This window comes from Candidatus Paceibacterota bacterium (assembly GCA_030583745.1).
In the GTDB taxonomy this organism is placed as follows: domain Bacteria; phylum Patescibacteriota; class Minisyncoccia; order Phycocordibacterales; family BOKC01; genus BOKC01.
The window spans coordinates 225,504-241,447 of record CP129473.1; the positions used below are offsets into that span (position 1 = coordinate 225,504).

General features: G+C 41.8%; 17 protein-coding genes and 1 tRNA gene. 14 read left to right on the top strand and 4 right to left on the bottom strand.

Going from position 1 to position 15,944, the window contains the following annotated elements; genetic code table 11:
• Nucleotide 1 precedes the first annotated feature (1 nt).
• The 9 genes from QY304_01140 (at nucleotide 2) to QY304_01180 (ending at nucleotide 9,041) form a co-directional block, all read left to right on the top strand.
• Complete coding sequence (locus QY304_01140) at nucleotides 2-400, top strand: ion transporter (protein ID WKZ26689.1); 399 nt, start codon at nucleotides 2-4, stop codon at nucleotides 398-400.
• Nucleotides 401-512: 112 nt separating this feature from the next.
• Nucleotides 513-1,583 (top strand): hypothetical protein, encoded by a 1,071-nt coding sequence (locus tag QY304_01145; protein ID WKZ26690.1) that lies wholly within the window; start codon nucleotides 513-515, stop codon nucleotides 1,581-1,583.
• 76 nt (nucleotides 1,584-1,659) lie between these two features.
• The gene (locus QY304_01150; GenBank protein ID WKZ26691.1) at nucleotides 1,660-2,712 is read left to right on the top strand and encodes a hypothetical protein; all 1,053 of its coding nucleotides are present in this window, start codon (nucleotides 1,660-1,662) and stop codon (nucleotides 2,710-2,712) included.
• A 333-nt stretch (nucleotides 2,713-3,045) separates the two neighbouring features.
• A tRNA-Ala gene (locus QY304_01155) sits at nucleotides 3,046-3,118 on the top strand.
• A gap of 2,064 nt (nucleotides 3,119-5,182) precedes the next feature.
• A complete protein-coding gene (locus QY304_01160) occupies nucleotides 5,183-5,389 on the top strand; it encodes a helix-turn-helix transcriptional regulator (protein WKZ26692.1) in 207 nt (68 codons plus the stop codon).
• 4 nt (nucleotides 5,390-5,393) lie between these two features.
• Complete coding sequence (locus QY304_01165) at nucleotides 5,394-6,350, top strand: DNA adenine methylase (GenBank protein WKZ26693.1); 957 nt, start codon at nucleotides 5,394-5,396, stop codon at nucleotides 6,348-6,350.
• A 6-nt stretch (nucleotides 6,351-6,356) separates the two neighbouring features.
• Nucleotides 6,357-7,214: a type II restriction endonuclease gene (locus QY304_01170; GenBank protein ID WKZ26694.1), complete on the top strand. Its 858-nt coding sequence runs from the start codon at nucleotides 6,357-6,359 to the stop codon at nucleotides 7,212-7,214.
• Nucleotides 7,215-7,218: 4 nt separating this feature from the next.
• Nucleotides 7,219-7,962, top strand: coding sequence for a class I SAM-dependent methyltransferase (locus tag QY304_01175; GenBank protein ID WKZ26695.1), 744 nt, complete (start codon nucleotides 7,219-7,221; stop codon nucleotides 7,960-7,962).
• A 47-nt stretch (nucleotides 7,963-8,009) separates the two neighbouring features.
• Complete coding sequence (locus tag QY304_01180; protein ID WKZ26696.1) at nucleotides 8,010-9,041, top strand: hypothetical protein; 1,032 nt, start codon at nucleotides 8,010-8,012, stop codon at nucleotides 9,039-9,041.
• Nucleotides 9,042-9,043: 2 nt separating this feature from the next.
• On the opposite strand, the gene QY304_01185 is transcribed toward QY304_01180, so the two are convergent.
• Both QY304_01185 and QY304_01190 read right to left on the bottom strand, forming a co-directional pair.
• Nucleotides 9,044-9,493, bottom strand: coding sequence for a hypothetical protein (locus tag QY304_01185; protein WKZ26697.1), 450 nt, complete (start codon nucleotides 9,491-9,493; stop codon nucleotides 9,044-9,046).
• A 565-nt stretch (nucleotides 9,494-10,058) separates the two neighbouring features.
• Nucleotides 10,059-10,235 carry a hypothetical protein gene (locus QY304_01190; GenBank protein WKZ26698.1) on the bottom strand — a complete coding sequence of 59 codons (177 nt, stop codon included), beginning with the start codon at nucleotides 10,233-10,235 and terminating at the stop codon, nucleotides 10,059-10,061.
• A gap of 199 nt (nucleotides 10,236-10,434) precedes the next feature.
• On the opposite strand from QY304_01190, the gene QY304_01195 reads away from it, so the two are divergent.
• Genes QY304_01195 through QY304_01205 form a run of 3 tightly spaced genes read left to right on the top strand, consistent with a single transcriptional unit; the run spans nucleotide 10,435 to nucleotide 11,997 of the window.
• Complete coding sequence (locus QY304_01195; protein WKZ26699.1) at nucleotides 10,435-11,091, top strand: histidine phosphatase family protein; 657 nt, start codon at nucleotides 10,435-10,437, stop codon at nucleotides 11,089-11,091.
• Nucleotides 11,092-11,095: 4 nt separating this feature from the next.
• Entirely contained in the window at nucleotides 11,096-11,419 is a 324-nt protein-coding gene (locus QY304_01200; protein WKZ26700.1) for a hypothetical protein, read from the top strand.
• Nucleotides 11,416-11,997: a GDSL-type esterase/lipase family protein gene (locus tag QY304_01205; GenBank protein ID WKZ26701.1), complete on the top strand. Its 582-nt coding sequence runs from the start codon at nucleotides 11,416-11,418 to the stop codon at nucleotides 11,995-11,997. The genes QY304_01200 and QY304_01205 overlap by 4 nt, the downstream gene beginning before the upstream one ends.
• Before the next feature lie 226 nt (nucleotides 11,998-12,223).
• On the opposite strand, the gene QY304_01210 is transcribed toward QY304_01205, so the two are convergent.
• Nucleotides 12,224-13,588 carry a cation:proton antiporter gene (locus QY304_01210; protein WKZ26702.1) on the bottom strand — a complete coding sequence of 455 codons (1,365 nt, stop codon included), beginning with the start codon at nucleotides 13,586-13,588 and terminating at the stop codon, nucleotides 12,224-12,226.
• Nucleotides 13,589-13,757: 169 nt separating this feature from the next.
• Between QY304_01210 and QY304_01215 the strand changes: the two genes are divergently transcribed.
• A complete protein-coding gene (locus tag QY304_01215; GenBank protein WKZ26703.1) occupies nucleotides 13,758-14,936 on the top strand; it encodes a cation:proton antiporter in 1,179 nt (392 codons plus the stop codon).
• 279 nt (nucleotides 14,937-15,215) lie between these two features.
• Here the strand turns inward: QY304_01215 and QY304_01220 are convergent, their stop codons facing one another.
• The gene (locus tag QY304_01220) at nucleotides 15,216-15,371 is read right to left on the bottom strand and encodes a DUF5679 domain-containing protein (protein ID WKZ26704.1); all 156 of its coding nucleotides are present in this window, start codon (nucleotides 15,369-15,371) and stop codon (nucleotides 15,216-15,218) included.
• A 162-nt stretch (nucleotides 15,372-15,533) separates the two neighbouring features.
• Here QY304_01220 and QY304_01225 point away from each other — a divergent pair, with 162 nt between their 5' ends.
• The gene (locus tag QY304_01225) at nucleotides 15,534-15,854 is read left to right on the top strand and encodes a hypothetical protein (GenBank protein WKZ26705.1); all 321 of its coding nucleotides are present in this window, start codon (nucleotides 15,534-15,536) and stop codon (nucleotides 15,852-15,854) included.
• Nucleotides 15,855-15,944: the final 90 nt, after the last annotated feature.

Sequence of the window (15,944 nt, forward strand, 5' to 3'; positions counted from 1 at the left end):
AATGGAAAGTTTTATTCTAAAAATTCAAAATAATATCTGGTATTCGATTATAATGGTTTCCCTAGCATTTTTTAGTATCGGGTTGTTGTCTTACGAACTTTTTTATCCGGGAGTGACAGAACGCGGTCATTTTCTGGCCAGAACTACTGACCTGATAATCGCCTACATATTTCTAGCTGATTTTTTCGCCGGACTTATTTTTACAAAAGGCCTAAAAGGTCGGGGAGTTTATTTAAAAAACAACTGGCTCAATTTAGCTTCTTCTATCCCAATCACAAATGATTTCGCCAGGACTTTCCGCCTATTGCGGGTTTTTAGAGCACTTCGCATCATCAGAGCTTTTATGAATTTAGAATTTGCCGAACAAAGACAAAAAACGGTCAACAAAAATCACAAGTAAGATCAATAAAAAAATCTTGTCTGAAGATACATCCCATGCTATAAATGTCCCCAGAAAAGGCGGATTGTCCGCTTTTGTTTTGCACACCTGTTCCTTGAAAAGGAAATAAGCGATGACAACAATGACGCGTAAGTTTGACATTTCGAACCCTTTTGGTGCCGTCTGGGGAGCTTCGGGAGTTCAGGGATTCTTCGGGGAGGGATATCCTTTTCACTCCATACTCAAAAGATTCTGTCCGGGCTTTTTGCTTCGGATATCCTTTGTGGCGAAAACTGCCACTCTCGACTCAAGACCGGGAAATATGCCTCTTAGCGGCATCACTCCGACAGAACGTTTACCGAAATGTGTTTGGGCAAGCCACCGGAAGGGGATTGCCTTAAACGCCGTCGGACTCTCGAACCCGGGGCTGGAAGCTCTTCTACTCGGAAAGTTCAAAGGTGTTCCGCAGACATGGCAAGAAAGAGACAAGCCCTTCCAGATTTCGATCATGTCCACAGCTCAAACCTCCGAAGCTCGACTTCGGGAGACAAAAGACATGTTGGGCTTGATCGGCAGATGCGCTACGGACTTCCAATCCGAATTCGGAATTCAAATCAACATCTCGTGTCCGAACGTCAGCATGAGCCACCGCTCAAATGAGGACACGGTGAATGAGACTCTGGCAACTCTTGACCTCGCTAAAGATAGCGCGCCTGGAATCAGGATCATCGTGAAGCTCTCACCGACTTTCCCGCCGGAGTCCGTTCATCAAATTTCCCGACACCCAGCTTGCTGGGGTATCGTCATGGGCAATACAGTCCCGTGGCGAAGTCCAATCCCGTGGCTCCTTGAAGAATCTGGGTTACAAATCAACTGGGATGATCTCTTTGGCAAGGATGAAAAGTCACCACTTCAAAAGCGTGGCTTAACGCAAGCTGGTGGGCTGTCAGGCAGACCGCTTCTGCCAATCATCTGCGAATGGATTCAGCGAGCGCGCGGGTCTGGAGTTCAATGTCACCTGAACGGCGGAGGAGGAATCCTCCACCCGAAAGATGTGTGCCGGGTCTTTGACGCTGGCGCTGATTCTATCTCTCTCGGTTCAATCGCCTTCCTCCGCCCGTGGCGTTTGGCAGAGTGTATCACCGAGTCGCATCTTAAGATGTTGAGGCGTTTTTTCGAACATGGACATGGAGCAACTGACTGACGAGACGTTGCCCCCGCTCTGATATCTATCAGAGCGGGGGCGGAAAAAAACGACACACCAAAAAGAAGGGGTTAGAATGGTAACCAAAAAAATTGATGTTCCTCCACTCGTTGACATGCATGTCCACCTGCGGGAAGGAGCGGGTCTGATCAAAGACCTTCTCCAACTCCACGTCGCTGGAGGTGCAGATGTCCTTGGCATGATGCCAAATACCACGGAAGGTCTGACAACTGCAAAAGCGGTGCACGACTACCACAAACAAGTAGTCAATCTCATGATCGGACCGGAAAGGCAGATTACTCCAGTTCCGTTTCTGATGATTACGCCCGAGACGACCACCGACGACATAAGGAGGGCAGCTTCAGAAGAGATCAGGAATGCGAAGCTCTACCCCTTGGGACGGACAACAAATTCCAACAGGGGTATCCGAGACTACGCCAAACTCCTGCCAATAATCAGAATGTGTGGGGAACTTGATGTGTTCTGTCACTTCCATCCAGAGCATCCTGACATGCTCTTTGACAACAGAGACGCCGAGTACGTCTTCCTTCCTCTCGTTGACATCTTCCTACGCGAAACCAACGCCAAGATCGTCTGGGAACACGGCACTGACGCGCGTTGCATCCCGTTCTGGATAGATATGGCAGGCACCCACAGATTCTTCGTCACCCTAACTGCTCATCACCTCGCGACAGACGAAGATGATGTCTTCGGCGACGTGCGTGCTATCTGCAAACCACCGATCAAAACCAGACGAGACTGTGCCGATCTCCGAGCGCTGGTTGCCAAAAATTACTCTTGGGTGATGGCCGGCACTGACAGTGCTCCACATCCAAGAAAATCCAAACATGTCTCGGATGGCAGATGCGCTTGTGGCGCTTTCACTGCACCTTTTGCCTTACCTCTCTACGCTCACGCTCTAAATGACTTGCTCCAAACTCCGGAAGGGGTAGAGGCCTTCGTCAATTTCACGAGCCGCAACGCTCGAAGTGTTCACAGATTGCCAACAACAACCAGAACGCGAGCTCTCGTCTGTGAACCTTTCAAGGTTCCGGATCAATACGAGGTTGGAGACTGGTCAATCGAACCGTTCTGGGCTGGTCAGAAAATCAGATGGACACTCATCTAACGACGACTCGTTGATTAATTCATCGCTTGATCCTTACCCAGCTCCGCTGATCCCAGCGGAGCTGTTTTCTTTTTTCAAAAAATAAGTAAAATATTGATTATTAAATAGGGGGCCCTTAGCCCCTCACATGCAAAAGAATATGTACTATGTCTAAGCATTGAAAAGTGAGAAAGATAATAGTATATACATAGGGTACACAAATAATCTGAAAAGGCGCTTGGTAGAGCATAACGATAAGAAAAATCTATCAAACAAACACAAAGCACCTTTTCAGCTTATTTATTACGAATCATATAAATCTCAAAAGGATTCGTAATAGTTTAAGCATGTGAGGGGCCATTAGCTCATTTGGTAGAGCGCGCCCATGGCATGGGCGAGGCGACCGGTTCGAATCCGGTATGGTCCACCCGATTGAATTTCCCCGCAAAAATGCGTCCGCGCTCCGCGCGGTGATGGGAAGTTCGGCAAGAAAAGAAAAGGGCGTTTTGAAATCCACGGAGAGCGCGCTTGCGCGCAAATGGCGGTTCGAGCCGATGGTTTTCAAAAAAGTTTTCATTTCCTCAAACTTTTTTGAAGAAGCGAGATTTTGTGCTTGGTTGGCTTGTAAAATCCAGTTTCGCACGAGTTCGAGCCAATGATTTCCTTTTCGCTCAAAATCAGATAATTTTTCCTCTAGCGTTTTCTTTTCCGACATCAAAGCGTTCTTTTTCTGTTGAAACTCCGACAACTCAAAACCGCCATCCAAGTATCCATCCATGAGGCGGTCAATCTTTGCTTTGATGTCAGAAATAGAAGAACGCAGATTTTGAGCGAAAACTCCCGATGATTGGCGGTTCTCTTGTTCCCATAGGGCGAGCTTGCCGAGATATTTGTCTCGCCATTCATCGGGCAAAGAAACCTTTTGACAAAGTTCCTGCACTTGTCGTTCAAATTCTTCTTCCCGCAAAAATTTATTTTCAGAACATTTAGCAATTTTGCTCTTGTGGGTACAGCGATAGTAAATAAACTGCAAACCACTTTTTTTGATATGTCTTTCGGCAGTTATCGCATAGCCACATTCCCCACAAGTAGCAAAATTTAGAAACTGAAAATTCTTTTTCTTTTGATTTTTGCGGGGTTTTCCATTTGCGACAAGTGCCTCCTGTATCTTGTCAAAAAGTTTCTTTGAAATCATTGGCTTGTGCGAACCTTGATGCACTTCGCCTCGGTAAGAAAAATATCCATAGTAAAAAGGATTTTTCAAAATATGTTCTACCGAGGCGAGTGCGAAAGGTTTGCCAGATCGTGCGCCAACCAAGCCAAGAGAAAACATTTTGCGTTGAATAGCCGTGAGTGTATATTCGCCAGTGCTAAAAAGCTCCAATACTTCTTTTATTTTACGAAACGTCTTTTTGTCTGGTTCAATCGTTCGAAGTCGCGGTTCGTTAAAATAACCGATTGGAGCTTTTGCCGATAATTCACCACGGCGTATCTTTTGCCGTATCCCACGCAAAATGTTTTCTCTTAAATTGTCGGTGTAATATTTTGCTTGTCCGAAAGCGACACTCAACATAAATTTTCCTTGGGGTGTCGCTTCGAACCAAAATGTCGGGAATTTTAGCGCAACAATTTTTAGCGTGTCCACAAAATATATGACCTTGCCACCATCAATGCTATTTCTCGCCAAACGGTCTGGATTCCACGCTAAAATTCCCGAGGCAGAACCTTTTTCAATTTCGCCAAGCATTTCGTTAAATACTTCACGACCAGGCTCTTTGGCCGTTTTACTTTCATAATACTCACGAACAACAAATAACCCATTTTGCTTGGCGTATTCCCGAAGCTCATGAAGTTGCGCCTCAATACTCAAAACTTGGCGTTCTTCGTCCTCACTTGATTTTCTACAATATATAAAATATTTGATCATGAGCTTCGGGGATTAAATTGATAAAAGGTTTTGCATTACACCGACAATTTCTAAATCTCGCTTCTCATCGGCTCCTCGGGTATTCCCGAGAATGAGGCAAAATTTATTTTGGCTCATGGAACCGCCATTTGCGCGCAAGCGCGCTCTCCGTGGATTTCAAAACGCCCTTTTCTTTTCTTGCCGAACTTCCCATCACCGCGCGGAGCGCGGACGCATTTTTGCGGGGAAATTCAATCGGGTGGTGTCTTTTAAACAAAGTCCGAACTTTTTACGAACAAAATCCTGATGCCGACTAATCGCACGCTCCGCGCGCGTGGTGGCTCGAAACTACCTCGTACGCTCTAAACAATGGACTCGGTTTTGCGGAAGCAATTTTCTGGGGATATGGTTTCCGCAAAACCTCGACTACTTTCGGATTTCGCAAGCGGAGGAGGAGGGGTCTGGGGAGGAATCCTCCGCTTGCTCCATCCGTTTTCTTTTGGCGAAATTCGGGGCGGACATCACCCTATTACATTATACTATAATATTGGTGTATAATGTAAATGAAAGTGCTATGATGTGGATATGAAAAGCGAGTCCGCGAAGTTAGGCAAAAACCTAAAGCGTATCCGAACGGAGAAAGGGATAACACAGGGCGATATTGTGCGAACACTCGGCGTTAGCCGAAGTTTTGTGAGCAATATTGAGAATGGAAAAACAAATCCTACACTTTCAACCATTACCAGTATTGCCAAAGCGCTTGGTGTTTCGAGCGATGAATTGTTAAAATAGACTTATGACAAAAAATCAAGCAATTTTAGAACTTAAAAAGACTTTTGATATAAATGAGATTTATGCCCATAGAGTTTTTTTACTTGCAGACAAAACAAAATTTATTGAGGATGCCTCTCGTATTATTGCAGAAAAACCAAAACCATTTGTGAAATGGGTCGGTGGTAAAAGACAACTTTTAGCACAATTTCGCTTGATGAATCTTTATCCGCCAGAAAGATTTGATACAAAAAACGGGAGATATTTTGAACCATTCGTAGGTGGCGGGGCAGTATTTTTTGATCTACTTCCTGTAACAGCTTTTCTTTCCGATTTAAACAATGAACTTGTTGTAACCTACAATGTGATTAAAAATGATGTTGAAAATTTAATAAAATCACTTAAAAAACATAAATTAGACAAGGAATATTTTCTAAAAATAAGGGCACAAAATCCAGAAAAACTTTCCGATTTAAATATAGCTTCTCGTTTTATTTATCTAAATAGAACTTGTTTCAATGGAATGTACCGCGTGAATAGTAAGGGTGGATTTAATGTTCCCTTTGGAAAATACACAAACCCTCTTGTTTGCGATGAAAATAATCTTAGAAAAGTATCAAAAGCATTGAAAAATGTTGAGATAAAAAAACAGGATTATAAAGAAGTGCTTAAAAAAGCAAAAAAGGGAGATTTTGTTTATTTTGATCCACCATATTATCCAATAAGCAAAACTGCTTCATTTACTTCTTACACCAGTGAATCATTTTTAGATAAAGAACAAATTGAATTGAGAGATACATTTGTAGAATTACACAAACGAGGTTGCTTTGTTATGCTTTCAAATTCTGATACTCCATTCATAAACAAAATTTATTCTGAACCAAAAGGTCTCCGTATTACAAAGGTACAAGCAGGTCGTGCCATTAACTCTGACGCTTCAAAGAGAGGAAAAATCACGGAGGTACTGGTAACTAATTACTAATACAATATGCAAAAAGATTTTAATAATTTAATAACAACTTTCAAAAACTCAATTAAAACATGGGATTACTTTGTGAACTGGAAAAAGGTTTTTGGTAATTCTTCTAATCTCGAAATTACTTTAAACAAACTAAACTATCTCTTGGGTAAGGAGAATTTAAAAGATGAATTTAAAAAACTCTATAGCTCAAATCCAGATATTGTAAAAGCATTACCTGTACTTTTGGCAGTTAGAGAAAATAAGCTAGAAGTTTTTGATAAAGTTACCAAAAATTCTGAATTCTTTGATTTTTCTGGTACAGAAAAGGATTCAGAAAAGTACTATGAATTTTTAGAAAAATCTGGACTTGCCCGTCTATTTCAAAAAGATGGGGTAAAAAATTTGGTTGATTATGTTATGGGCATTGAAGTTGGTCTTGATAGTAATGGTCGTAAGAATCGTGGAGGATCTTTGATGGAAGAAATTGTAGAATCATTTATTAGTGAGCTTTGTAATAAAAATGGCTTTGAATACTTATCGCAAGCACGAGCAACTACAATAAAAAGTAAGTGGGGCGTAGATGTAAAAGTTGATAAATCAGAACGCAGTTTTGATTTTGCTGTGTTCAATCCTAAAAACAAAAAAGTTAAATTGTTTGAAGTAAATTTCTATAATGGTGGTGGCTCGAAACTCAAAGCGGTATGCGGAGAATTTAAAAGCTTATATACAGAACTCAAAGATCAAAATATAGATTTTATATGGATAACCGATGGGCTTGGTTGGTTTACAACAAAAAGACCTCTCGAAGAAACATATAATCATAATGAATATGTTTTTAACTTAAACATGCTTGAAGCTGGCGTTTTGGATAAACTCGTATGGTAAATATATGTCAGATATTAAACTGCACCCTGAAGAATTTGAATTAGAATGTACAACCGTATGGGCTTTTCCTCGCAGGGGAAACTGGGCTACGCATAAATCTGACTGGCGTGGAAATTGGTCGCCCGAAGTAGCTCGCAATCTTATTTTAAGATATTCAAAAGAGAAAGATCATTTACTAGACTGCATGATTGGTGGAGGCACTACGGCAATAGAAGCAAAAATTTTAAATCGTCACATTACTTGCGTTGATGTTAATGAAGAAGCTTTAGAGCGAACAAAAAAATCGCTTGAATTTGAAGTTGATAATAAATCAAAACAGCGTGTAGTGAAATGCGATGCGAGAAATATGAGTTTCATTAAAGATAATGAGATAGATTTTGTCTTAACTCATCCTCCGTATGCAGATATTATAAAATATAGTGAAGGTAAAATTAAAGAAGATTTGTCAGAAATACACGATATAGACGCTTTTGTTGATGAAATAGAGAAAGTTGCAAAGGAATTATTTAGAGTATTAAAGAAAGGAAAATATTGTGCAATTTTGATGGGAGATACTCGAAGAAATAGAATGTATCAACCTCTTGCATTTAAAGTTATGCAAAAGTTTTTAGATGTAGGCTTTGTTTTAAAAGAGGACATAATAAAAAGACAGTTTAATTGTAAGGCGACAGGTTTTTGGGTCGCAAAATCAAAAGAATCAAATTTCCTATTGATAATGCATGAGCACCTTTTTGTGTTTCAGAAATAATTTAATAAATTATTGATATTCGGAGTTAAAAATGCTAGAATGCCACTATGTCAAAAGTAGAACTTATAAAGAAAATCGAAGCAAAAAGAGGATCAAAAGTCATTACCTATGTGACAAGTGATAGGCAAGGACCTGTAAATGCCCGTGTTGCTATGGATATTATTCCAATAGTTAGCGAACAGCTTCGTAAAATTGGCACGAAAGTTCCTAAAATTGACCTTTTTCTTTACACAGCAGGCGGAGATACCATGGTTCCGTGGCGTTTAGTTTCTATGATACGAGAATATTGTGATACTTTCTCTGTTCTTGTTCCTTATAAGGCACACAGTGCTGGAACAATGATTGCTTTAGGCGCTGATGAAATAGTAATGAGCGATCTTTCAGAAATCTCACCGATTGACCCTTCAACCGCAAATGTTTTTAATCCATCAGACCCAACAAACCCGCAAAATAAAATTCCTATTTCTGTTGAGGATGTTATCGCATACTTTGATTTGGCAAAAAATAAATTTGGTATTAAGAGCGATGAAGACCTGACAAAGATTTTTAATAAGTTTATGGAATCAAATCCTCAAATTCACCCGCTTGCTCTGGGTAATGTAAATCGCACACACAATCTTATACGATTGCTAGCCAAAAGATTACTCAAGAGCCATAAAGAGCCGATGAAAGAAGATCAGATTGAAAAAATCGTTGAGGCATTTACCGAAAAACTATACTCGCACATGTATTTTATAGGTAGAAAGGAAGCTAAAGAAGAGTTAAATGTGAAATCAATCGTCTATGCTGATGCTGAACTTTCTGAACTTATGTCTAAACTTTATTCTGAATACGCGAACGAAATGGAATTGCAAAATACAGTTTGGAATCCAGAAAATGAAATCGGGATGAATGCAAGTCAAAACAAAAAAGAATACAAAGTAGCTTTTGTAGAAAGCGCAGTGCTTCCAAAGGCTTATGGGCTAACAATGGAGTTTAAACGTCAGCAAGTAATGGTTCCTCAGCAAACTCCGCAAGGAATTATTCAAGTTCCACAAGAACAAGTTGCGATGAGAGTTGTAGGGCAAGGTTGGAAGTAAAACTAATTTCCATCACCCAAGAAACGCTGTGGAATTCCTAGAAATCTTAATACGCCAGATAGTTTAGTTTGAGTTTTATTTAAGATAACAAGAACAAAATTTTTATTCTCCCGCAAGGCATTTAGTGCAAACCATATCAATCCTTTCTCTGAAAAATTAAGTTCCGAAAGTTGTGCCTCTTCTACTGAAAAATTCGGCAATACAGCATATTGATTTGTTGGGAGCATTCCTGTTGTGGAAATAAGACCAGAATTTGAAAGGGTATTTTCAATATCCCTCATAGACTTGGTGTGGGTAGTTTCTGTTATACATTCAACGCTTACGATTGTTTCTGATTGACCTATTGTGGCTTCCGAAAAAGACAAGGTGATCGCAGCTATTTCACTCTGTTCTGCAAAAACTCCAGTTGCAAAAGCATTTTCTTTGGTTGTTAGGAATAAATTATTTTCCATTTCTAGATTTTAACATAACGGATAGGCAGATGCAAATTTTTCAAAAATTTAGTTTAGGGAGTCCCGCTCGCACCCCCTCTTCTCCTCTGCGAGCGGGCTTGCGCGCGAACGGGAGGGTGGGTCAAGCGCATTTGCATTCTGCCTCGGGTATTTCCGCTAGGAGCGTCCAGGGCTAAAGGACGAGCGCCGACGAAATAAGAATCTCTAAAATCTAAAGTTAAGATAAACTCGGATATGAAAACGAGGAAGGGGGTTGTGCAAGGGCGGACTCCGAAGGCACGTTAAACGAAGCCACAAAGCTCTACATAAAAAGAAAAGAAATAAAGCACTGAATACTCTAGTTAACCACTGCGAGGAGGAGACCGAAGCTGGGGGAAGGATTCCTTCCTTCCCCCAAACAGCGTCCTGCCCTCGCTCCCGCTCCGCAGAGCGGTAGAGCGAGGAATAGCAGGACACAAAGTAGTCTAGGCGCTCGTAGCCCTAGCGGAAATATCCGAGGCGAATGCCGAGGGCTTATCTCCTTTAGACTTGGACAACCACTAGCAGAGAAATAGCCGAGACAATTTTATGGTATGATGTATTTGCATTTTTGTCCGCCCCGAATTTCGCCAAAAGAAAACGGATGGAGCAAGCGGAGGATTCCTCCCCAGACCCCTCCTCCTCCGCTTGCGAAATCCGAAAGTAGTCGAGGTTTTGCGGAAACCATATCCCCAGAAAATTGCTTCCGCAAAACCGAGTCCATTGTTTAGAGCGTACGAGGTAGTTTCGAGCCACCACGCGCGCGGAGCGTGCGATTAGTCGGCATCAGGATTTTGTTCGTAAAAAGTTCGGACTTTGTTTAAAAGACACCACCATTCCGAATTTGAAGAAAGATTGACCTCACCCGCGCCAAAGGCGCGGGCTCGGGCTGATGTTTCTGTTGATGAGTTTTTGAAATAGCTATGGATAATAAAATTCAAAAAATTGTATATTTTATCCGCCACGGACAGAGTAAAGACAATGTTGCTCCGGTTTTTCAGTCGCCAGACTCGCCTTTGAATGAGAAAGGTAAAAGACAAGCAGAAAGTATCGCACAAAGAGTTTCTAGACTTTCGTTCGATGCGCTTATTGCGAGTCCGTTTGAACGAGCGAAACAGACAACAGAAGCGATTGCAAAAGTCACAGGCAAAAAAGCAGAATATTCCGACCTCTTTGTTGAGCGGGTCAAGCCGAGCTACATCAATGGCAAACCTTATACAGACGAAAAGGCAAATAATCTTTGGCGAGAGTGGGAAAAGAGTTTATATACACCCAATATGCGTGCCGAGGACGGCGAAAACTTTGACGACCTTATCGCGCGAGCAGACAAGGCTCTCACTTTTCTGAAAAACAGAACTGAAAAATCGCTTGTTGTCGTAACGCACGGATATTTTCTACGAACGATTGTTGCGCGTGTTCTGCTCGGCGATTTACTTTCAGGCGAGGCATTTAGAAATATACAGAGAACAGCGGCTATGGAAAATACTGGACTTACTGTTTTGCAATACCGCGAGGGCTTTGAAGAAAAACCAGCATGGCGTTTATGGATATACAATGACCATGCACATTTAGCTGATTAAACTTATGGAAACAAAAAATGTAAAATTCGTTGTCTTCGTTCCACTCTCTCACGCTGATATTGTGCGCCAAGCTCTCGGCGAAGCCGGAGCTGGGAAAATTGGAAACTATGACTTCTGCTCTTTTTCTTCTCGTGGCACTGGGCGTTTTCGTGGAAACGAAAAGACCAGTCCTGCTATTGGGAAAGCTGAAAATTATGAGGCGGTAGAAGAAGAAAGAATTGAAGCTATTGTGCCACGAGCAATTTTGAAAGAAGTCGTTGAAAAAGTAAAAGCGATTCACCCATACGAGGAAGTTGCCTTTGATATTTATCCATTGGAAACATTATGAATATTTTAATTTTCGGGGACAGCATAACTTGGGGCGCATACGATCCAGAGCAAGGCGGCTGGGCTACTCGCCTACGAAATTATTTTGAAGCACAAGACAACGATATTGATGTTTACAATCTTGGTATTTCTGGCGACACCACAGCCGACTTGCTCGAACGAATTGAAGTGGAAGCGAAATCGCGCGAGCCGAACTTGATAATTTTTGCTATTGGAATCAATGATGCGCAGTATATCCATTCTACAAACGGCTTGCGCGTTTCGCTTGATGAATTTCAACAAAATCTCGCAAAACTTTTTTCTATCGCCAAGAAATTTACCAGTGAGGTTGTATTCGTTGGTCTAACGCGGGTAGATGAATCAAAAACCACCCCCATCCCGTGGAACACTGACAAATCCTATACCAACGAAAACATCGAGCGACTTGATAGCGCGATTGAGAAGTTTTGCAAGGACAACAAGCTGAAATTCATCCCAATGGAAAGCGTCGTCGAAAACGACGACCTTATTGACGGACTTCATCCGAATACTGTAGGTCATACCAAAATGTTTGAAAGGATAAAGTCCGAAATTAAATAGCCGCCAATTTTTTCAAAAAAGAAAGCCGAAGCCCACGCGGATTCCTCCCCGAGACCTCGCTCCTCCGCGTGGGCAAGTCCGTCGCCCCGCCTCCTTTGCCCCAGAAAAATAGTGGCGGGGCGCATCAGAAGTTCCGTTCAAAAAAAGTTCGAGCAAATACTAGAATAACACTACCAAACAAAACTTGTTCAGAATTAAAGAAGCGGAGCGATTTTGCGGGAGCCGCCTAAACAGCGGAGTTTTGTTTCTTCAATAACTTAGTCAAGATTGAAGGAACAACAAGAGTAGTCAAAATAACCATAATAACTATCACCGAGAAAATAGAATCAGAAATAACCCCGAGCGACAAACCGATCGAGGCAAAAATCAAGCCAACCTCACCGCGTGGCACCATACCCCAACCAACAAGCATCCGACTACCTTTTTCAGCCGCCAAACCAGCCATAATTTTACCGACAAAAGCAATCACGGTTATCGCTAAAGCGACCAAAAGTATTTTAGTGTCAAAAAGAGTCTCAAGTCTAACCCCCATTCCAACCATAATGAAAAAAATAGGGACTAAAAAGTGGGCGATTGGTTCCATCAATTCTTCAACATGCCGATGAGCATGAGTGTGTATATTTTCTGAAATCTTATTTTTCAACTCACTTTCGGGAGCGTTTTCAATCGCTTTTTTCATGTCATCAACAATCAAGGGATCTTTAAATGATTTGAAATGCACCGGGTCCAAAACCAAGCCGGCTGCAAAAGCGCCGATAATCGGCGCCAAACCAATCTGATTGGCAGCGTAGGCAAAAAACAAACAAAAACCGAAAGCTAAAGAAAATTTCATGCTGACTCCATTATGGATTTTTGAAAACATCCGACCAATATACGGAGCAGAAATCTGACCAACAACAATAGAACCAATTAAAAACAAAATGGCCTTGGCGATAATCCAAGAGATAACTCCGAGCGATACCGCGCCCACGGTTGCTATAGCAGAAATCACTGCCAAGATAATCAGGCCCAATACGTCGTCTATAACAGCTGCACCTAAAACTACTTGGGCGGCTGGTAATTGTAATTTACCCAAATCCTTAAAAACCCTGGCAGTAATACCAACAGAAGTAGCAGTCAAAGCGGCGCCCAAGAAAAGATAGGCAATAGTTGGTTGTCCGGGCAAAAGCAGAGGACCGGCAAAATAAGTTCCAAGAACAAATGGCAAGACGACACCGATAACCGCCACAGCAAAAGCTCTGACCCCAACTTTTTTCATCTTCTGGATATTAGATTCAAGACCAACTTGGAAAAGGAGTATCACAACGCCAAGTTCTGCCAAAAATTTTATTATTCCGTTTTCTTTTATCGGTTCAAAGATGGTTATACCCAAAAGAACCAAGTTTCCCAGAACAACACCCATCACAAGTTCACCCAAGACTGACGGTTGACCAAACTTCTCAACCATAGCTGAAACTTTAGCGGCGACCAAAATAACAGCGATCATTAAAAAAACAACAGTAATTTCTCCATTCCCGGCAGCAGCCAAAGAAACAAGTGGGAAGAGAAGCAAAAGCAAAGGCAGGGCTAAAAATAAAGGTATTTTCTTCATAAAAATTAAATAAAAAAGAAGCGTGACGCCCTTTTATCTGTTATTATCTGTCGTGTTTGTCGAACACAACAACAGCAATCTTACACGATTTCCAAAAAAATAAAATCTTGACTGTGGATAAACCAGAAAAACAAAAAACAATTTTCCTTATGACTGGTATAATTCAGTAATGCCAACTTTTTTCTCTTTTTTCATAATTCTTCTGGTGGCGGTAGTTTTCTCACAGCTTTTTTCAAAAATGAGAATACCGTGGGTAGTTGCTCTTATTGTGGGCGGAATGGCAATAGGGCCGAGCGGTCTTGGTCTTTTTGAACTTGACGCAACGATAAGTTTTCTAGCTCAAATCGGACTGATTTTTTTGATGTTTATGGCCGGCCTTGAGTCACGCTTTTCAGACACTGCCGGAATAAAAAGTAAAATTATTTTAATCGCGATATTTATAGGATTGTTTCCGGCATTGGTTGGAATAGGAATAGGATTCTATTCCGGAGCAGAATGGTCAGCTTCAATTTTGATTGGGATTATCTTTATGTCTTCAGCGATTGCCCTGCTTATTCCTCAATTCCAATCTCAAAAAATAATCGGGACAGACCTCGGGAAAACAATAGTAAATGCCGCAATCATTATTGATGCCATAAGTCTGATCTTGCTCTCAATTTTTCTTCAATCAATAAACGATACTTTAAATTTCTGGAATTTAATTATCTACCCATTACTTTTACTGGCTTTTGCCGGATTTTTTCATATAGTACCAAAAATCAGGTGGCTAACATTTTCTGAAGATTATCCGGAAGAACAAGACTTGTTCGAAAAAGAATTAAGGTTTGTAATACTGATTCTAATCGGTTCTGTAGTCTTCTTTGAGTTGGTTGGACTACATGCGATTGTTGCCGGATTTTTTGCCGGATTGATTCTATCAAGAGCAATGCAAAGTCGCTTGTTAAAAGCCAAACTGCACGCCGTCGGCTACGGTTTTTTCGTGCCGGTCTTTTTTGTCGTTGTCGGAGCCAACACCAATATTTCAGTTTTTTGGGAAAAAGGGAATTATAGTTCTTTGTTTTTAGCCACAAGTATAATTTTGGGGCTTCTAATTTCCAAATTCATCAGCGGATTTCTGGCTGGAAAAATCTCTAAATTTAATAATCGGGAAAGCGTGTTTCTTGGTGTCGCCGTAACGCCACAACTTTCTACGTCTCTTGCGGTGGCTTTCTTGGGTTTTGGTTATGGGATAATCAGCCAAGAACTTCTCTCCTCAATAGTCGCCCTAACTATAACCACAAGTATTATCGCGCCAATAACAATAAATATTTTAAGTCAGAGACTCCAAAAGAAAGAGGTGGTAGAATAAAGGCTCCCCGGGGCAAAGCCATAGGGTATTATCGGAACTCGCTTTACTCGTTCATTCGCGCGACAGAGCCGCGCGGTATTGAACCTATATTAGCTCCTCTATTAGCTCCTCGGCCGTCGGCACGATGGAGTCGGCCTTTGGCCAGACGAAGTCAGCCGTCGGCACGACGGAGTCAGCTCGGAAATGTGAAAGCTTTGCTTTCCCATTTCTCTCGCTCTACGTCACGAACAAAAACCCCCAAAATAAGAGAGTTAAAAAAGACTTGATTAAAACCGAAACTTAGCTTTTCGGCAAAATCTTGTACATCCCTGTGCTACAATTAGTGCAAGTGCCTTTAGCGGCTGGGCGCCCCGGTTTTATTTCAACCTTCTGGACGTCCTTCATCTCACGCTTGTCTTTACACTTAACACAATATCCGATAACTTTTTCTTCCATATGTTAAATATATCACAATAAAAGTATGTCGACAATCTTTTATCCACAATTTTAAAAATTCAAAAAATTGACAATAAAAACGAATTATGGAAAACTTCTAATCCAGATTCGCTCCTAGTGTGGGGGCGGAAGAGGGAACACAGACAACAGATGGAGAATCTCATGTCTGGAAGAACAGGGGTGGCAAGAGCTGCTGTCCGCACGTCGAGAGAGAAGGGGAGGAAAAAGCCACCCGGCGGTGGCCGACCGGTTCGACTGGACAAAGAGAAGGCGAAAGAAATCGCCCGAGCACTTCGTCGAGACGGGGCCATCGATCGGACGGAAGAAGTCAAGCTCCGTGCCAACCTCATCAATGGCAATCAAGTGCCAGAAGAGATGATGGGGCAGATCGAAAAGCATTCCTCGGACTTCGCAAATAAAATCCGAGATCTCCAGAATCCGGAGGATGGATCGGCGACAACCGTCAAGATCAGGGCCTTCTAACATTCGTTCCCACGACGGGAGGCGCTAGCGCCTCCCGTTTTTTGACAAAAATTTAATTTGTGTAATAATGCCAAAGGAACTTTTGTTTGC

Bases quoted from the DNA above. Each gene is read 5' to 3' on its own strand.
- QY304_01215 (WKZ26703.1), top strand. From the start codon at position 13,758: ATGCCAACTTTTTTCTCTTTTTTCATAATTCTTCTGGTGGCGGTAGTT.
- QY304_01190 (WKZ26698.1), bottom strand. From the start codon at position 10,235: ATGGACTCGGTTTTGCGGAAGCAATTTTCTGGGGATATGGTTTCCGCA.
- QY304_01210 (WKZ26702.1), bottom strand. From the start codon at position 13,588: ATGAAGAAAATACCTTTATTTTTAGCCCTGCCTTTGCTTTTGCTTCTC.
- QY304_01205 (WKZ26701.1), top strand. From the start codon at position 11,416: ATGAATATTTTAATTTTCGGGGACAGCATAACTTGGGGCGCATACGAT.
- QY304_01185 (WKZ26697.1), bottom strand. From the start codon at position 9,493: ATGGAAAATAATTTATTCCTAACAACCAAAGAAAATGCTTTTGCAACT.
- QY304_01200 (WKZ26700.1), top strand. From the start codon at position 11,096: ATGGAAACAAAAAATGTAAAATTCGTTGTCTTCGTTCCACTCTCTCAC.
- QY304_01220 (WKZ26704.1), bottom strand. From the start codon at position 15,371: ATGGAAGAAAAAGTTATCGGATATTGTGTTAAGTGTAAAGACAAGCGT.
- QY304_01170 (WKZ26694.1), top strand. From the start codon at position 6,357: ATGCAAAAAGATTTTAATAATTTAATAACAACTTTCAAAAACTCAATT.
- QY304_01145 (WKZ26690.1), top strand. From the start codon at position 513: ATGACAACAATGACGCGTAAGTTTGACATTTCGAACCCTTTTGGTGCC.
- QY304_01160 (WKZ26692.1), top strand. From the start codon at position 5,183: ATGAAAAGCGAGTCCGCGAAGTTAGGCAAAAACCTAAAGCGTATCCGA.
- QY304_01180 (WKZ26696.1), top strand. From the start codon at position 8,010: ATGTCAAAAGTAGAACTTATAAAGAAAATCGAAGCAAAAAGAGGATCA.
- QY304_01195 (WKZ26699.1), top strand. From the start codon at position 10,435: ATGGATAATAAAATTCAAAAAATTGTATATTTTATCCGCCACGGACAG.
- QY304_01175 (WKZ26695.1), top strand. From the start codon at position 7,219: ATGTCAGATATTAAACTGCACCCTGAAGAATTTGAATTAGAATGTACA.
- QY304_01150 (WKZ26691.1), top strand. From the start codon at position 1,660: ATGGTAACCAAAAAAATTGATGTTCCTCCACTCGTTGACATGCATGTC.
- QY304_01140 (WKZ26689.1), top strand. From the start codon at position 2: ATGGAAAGTTTTATTCTAAAAATTCAAAATAATATCTGGTATTCGATT.
- QY304_01225 (WKZ26705.1), top strand. From the start codon at position 15,534: ATGTCTGGAAGAACAGGGGTGGCAAGAGCTGCTGTCCGCACGTCGAGA.
- QY304_01165 (WKZ26693.1), top strand. From the start codon at position 5,394: ATGACAAAAAATCAAGCAATTTTAGAACTTAAAAAGACTTTTGATATA.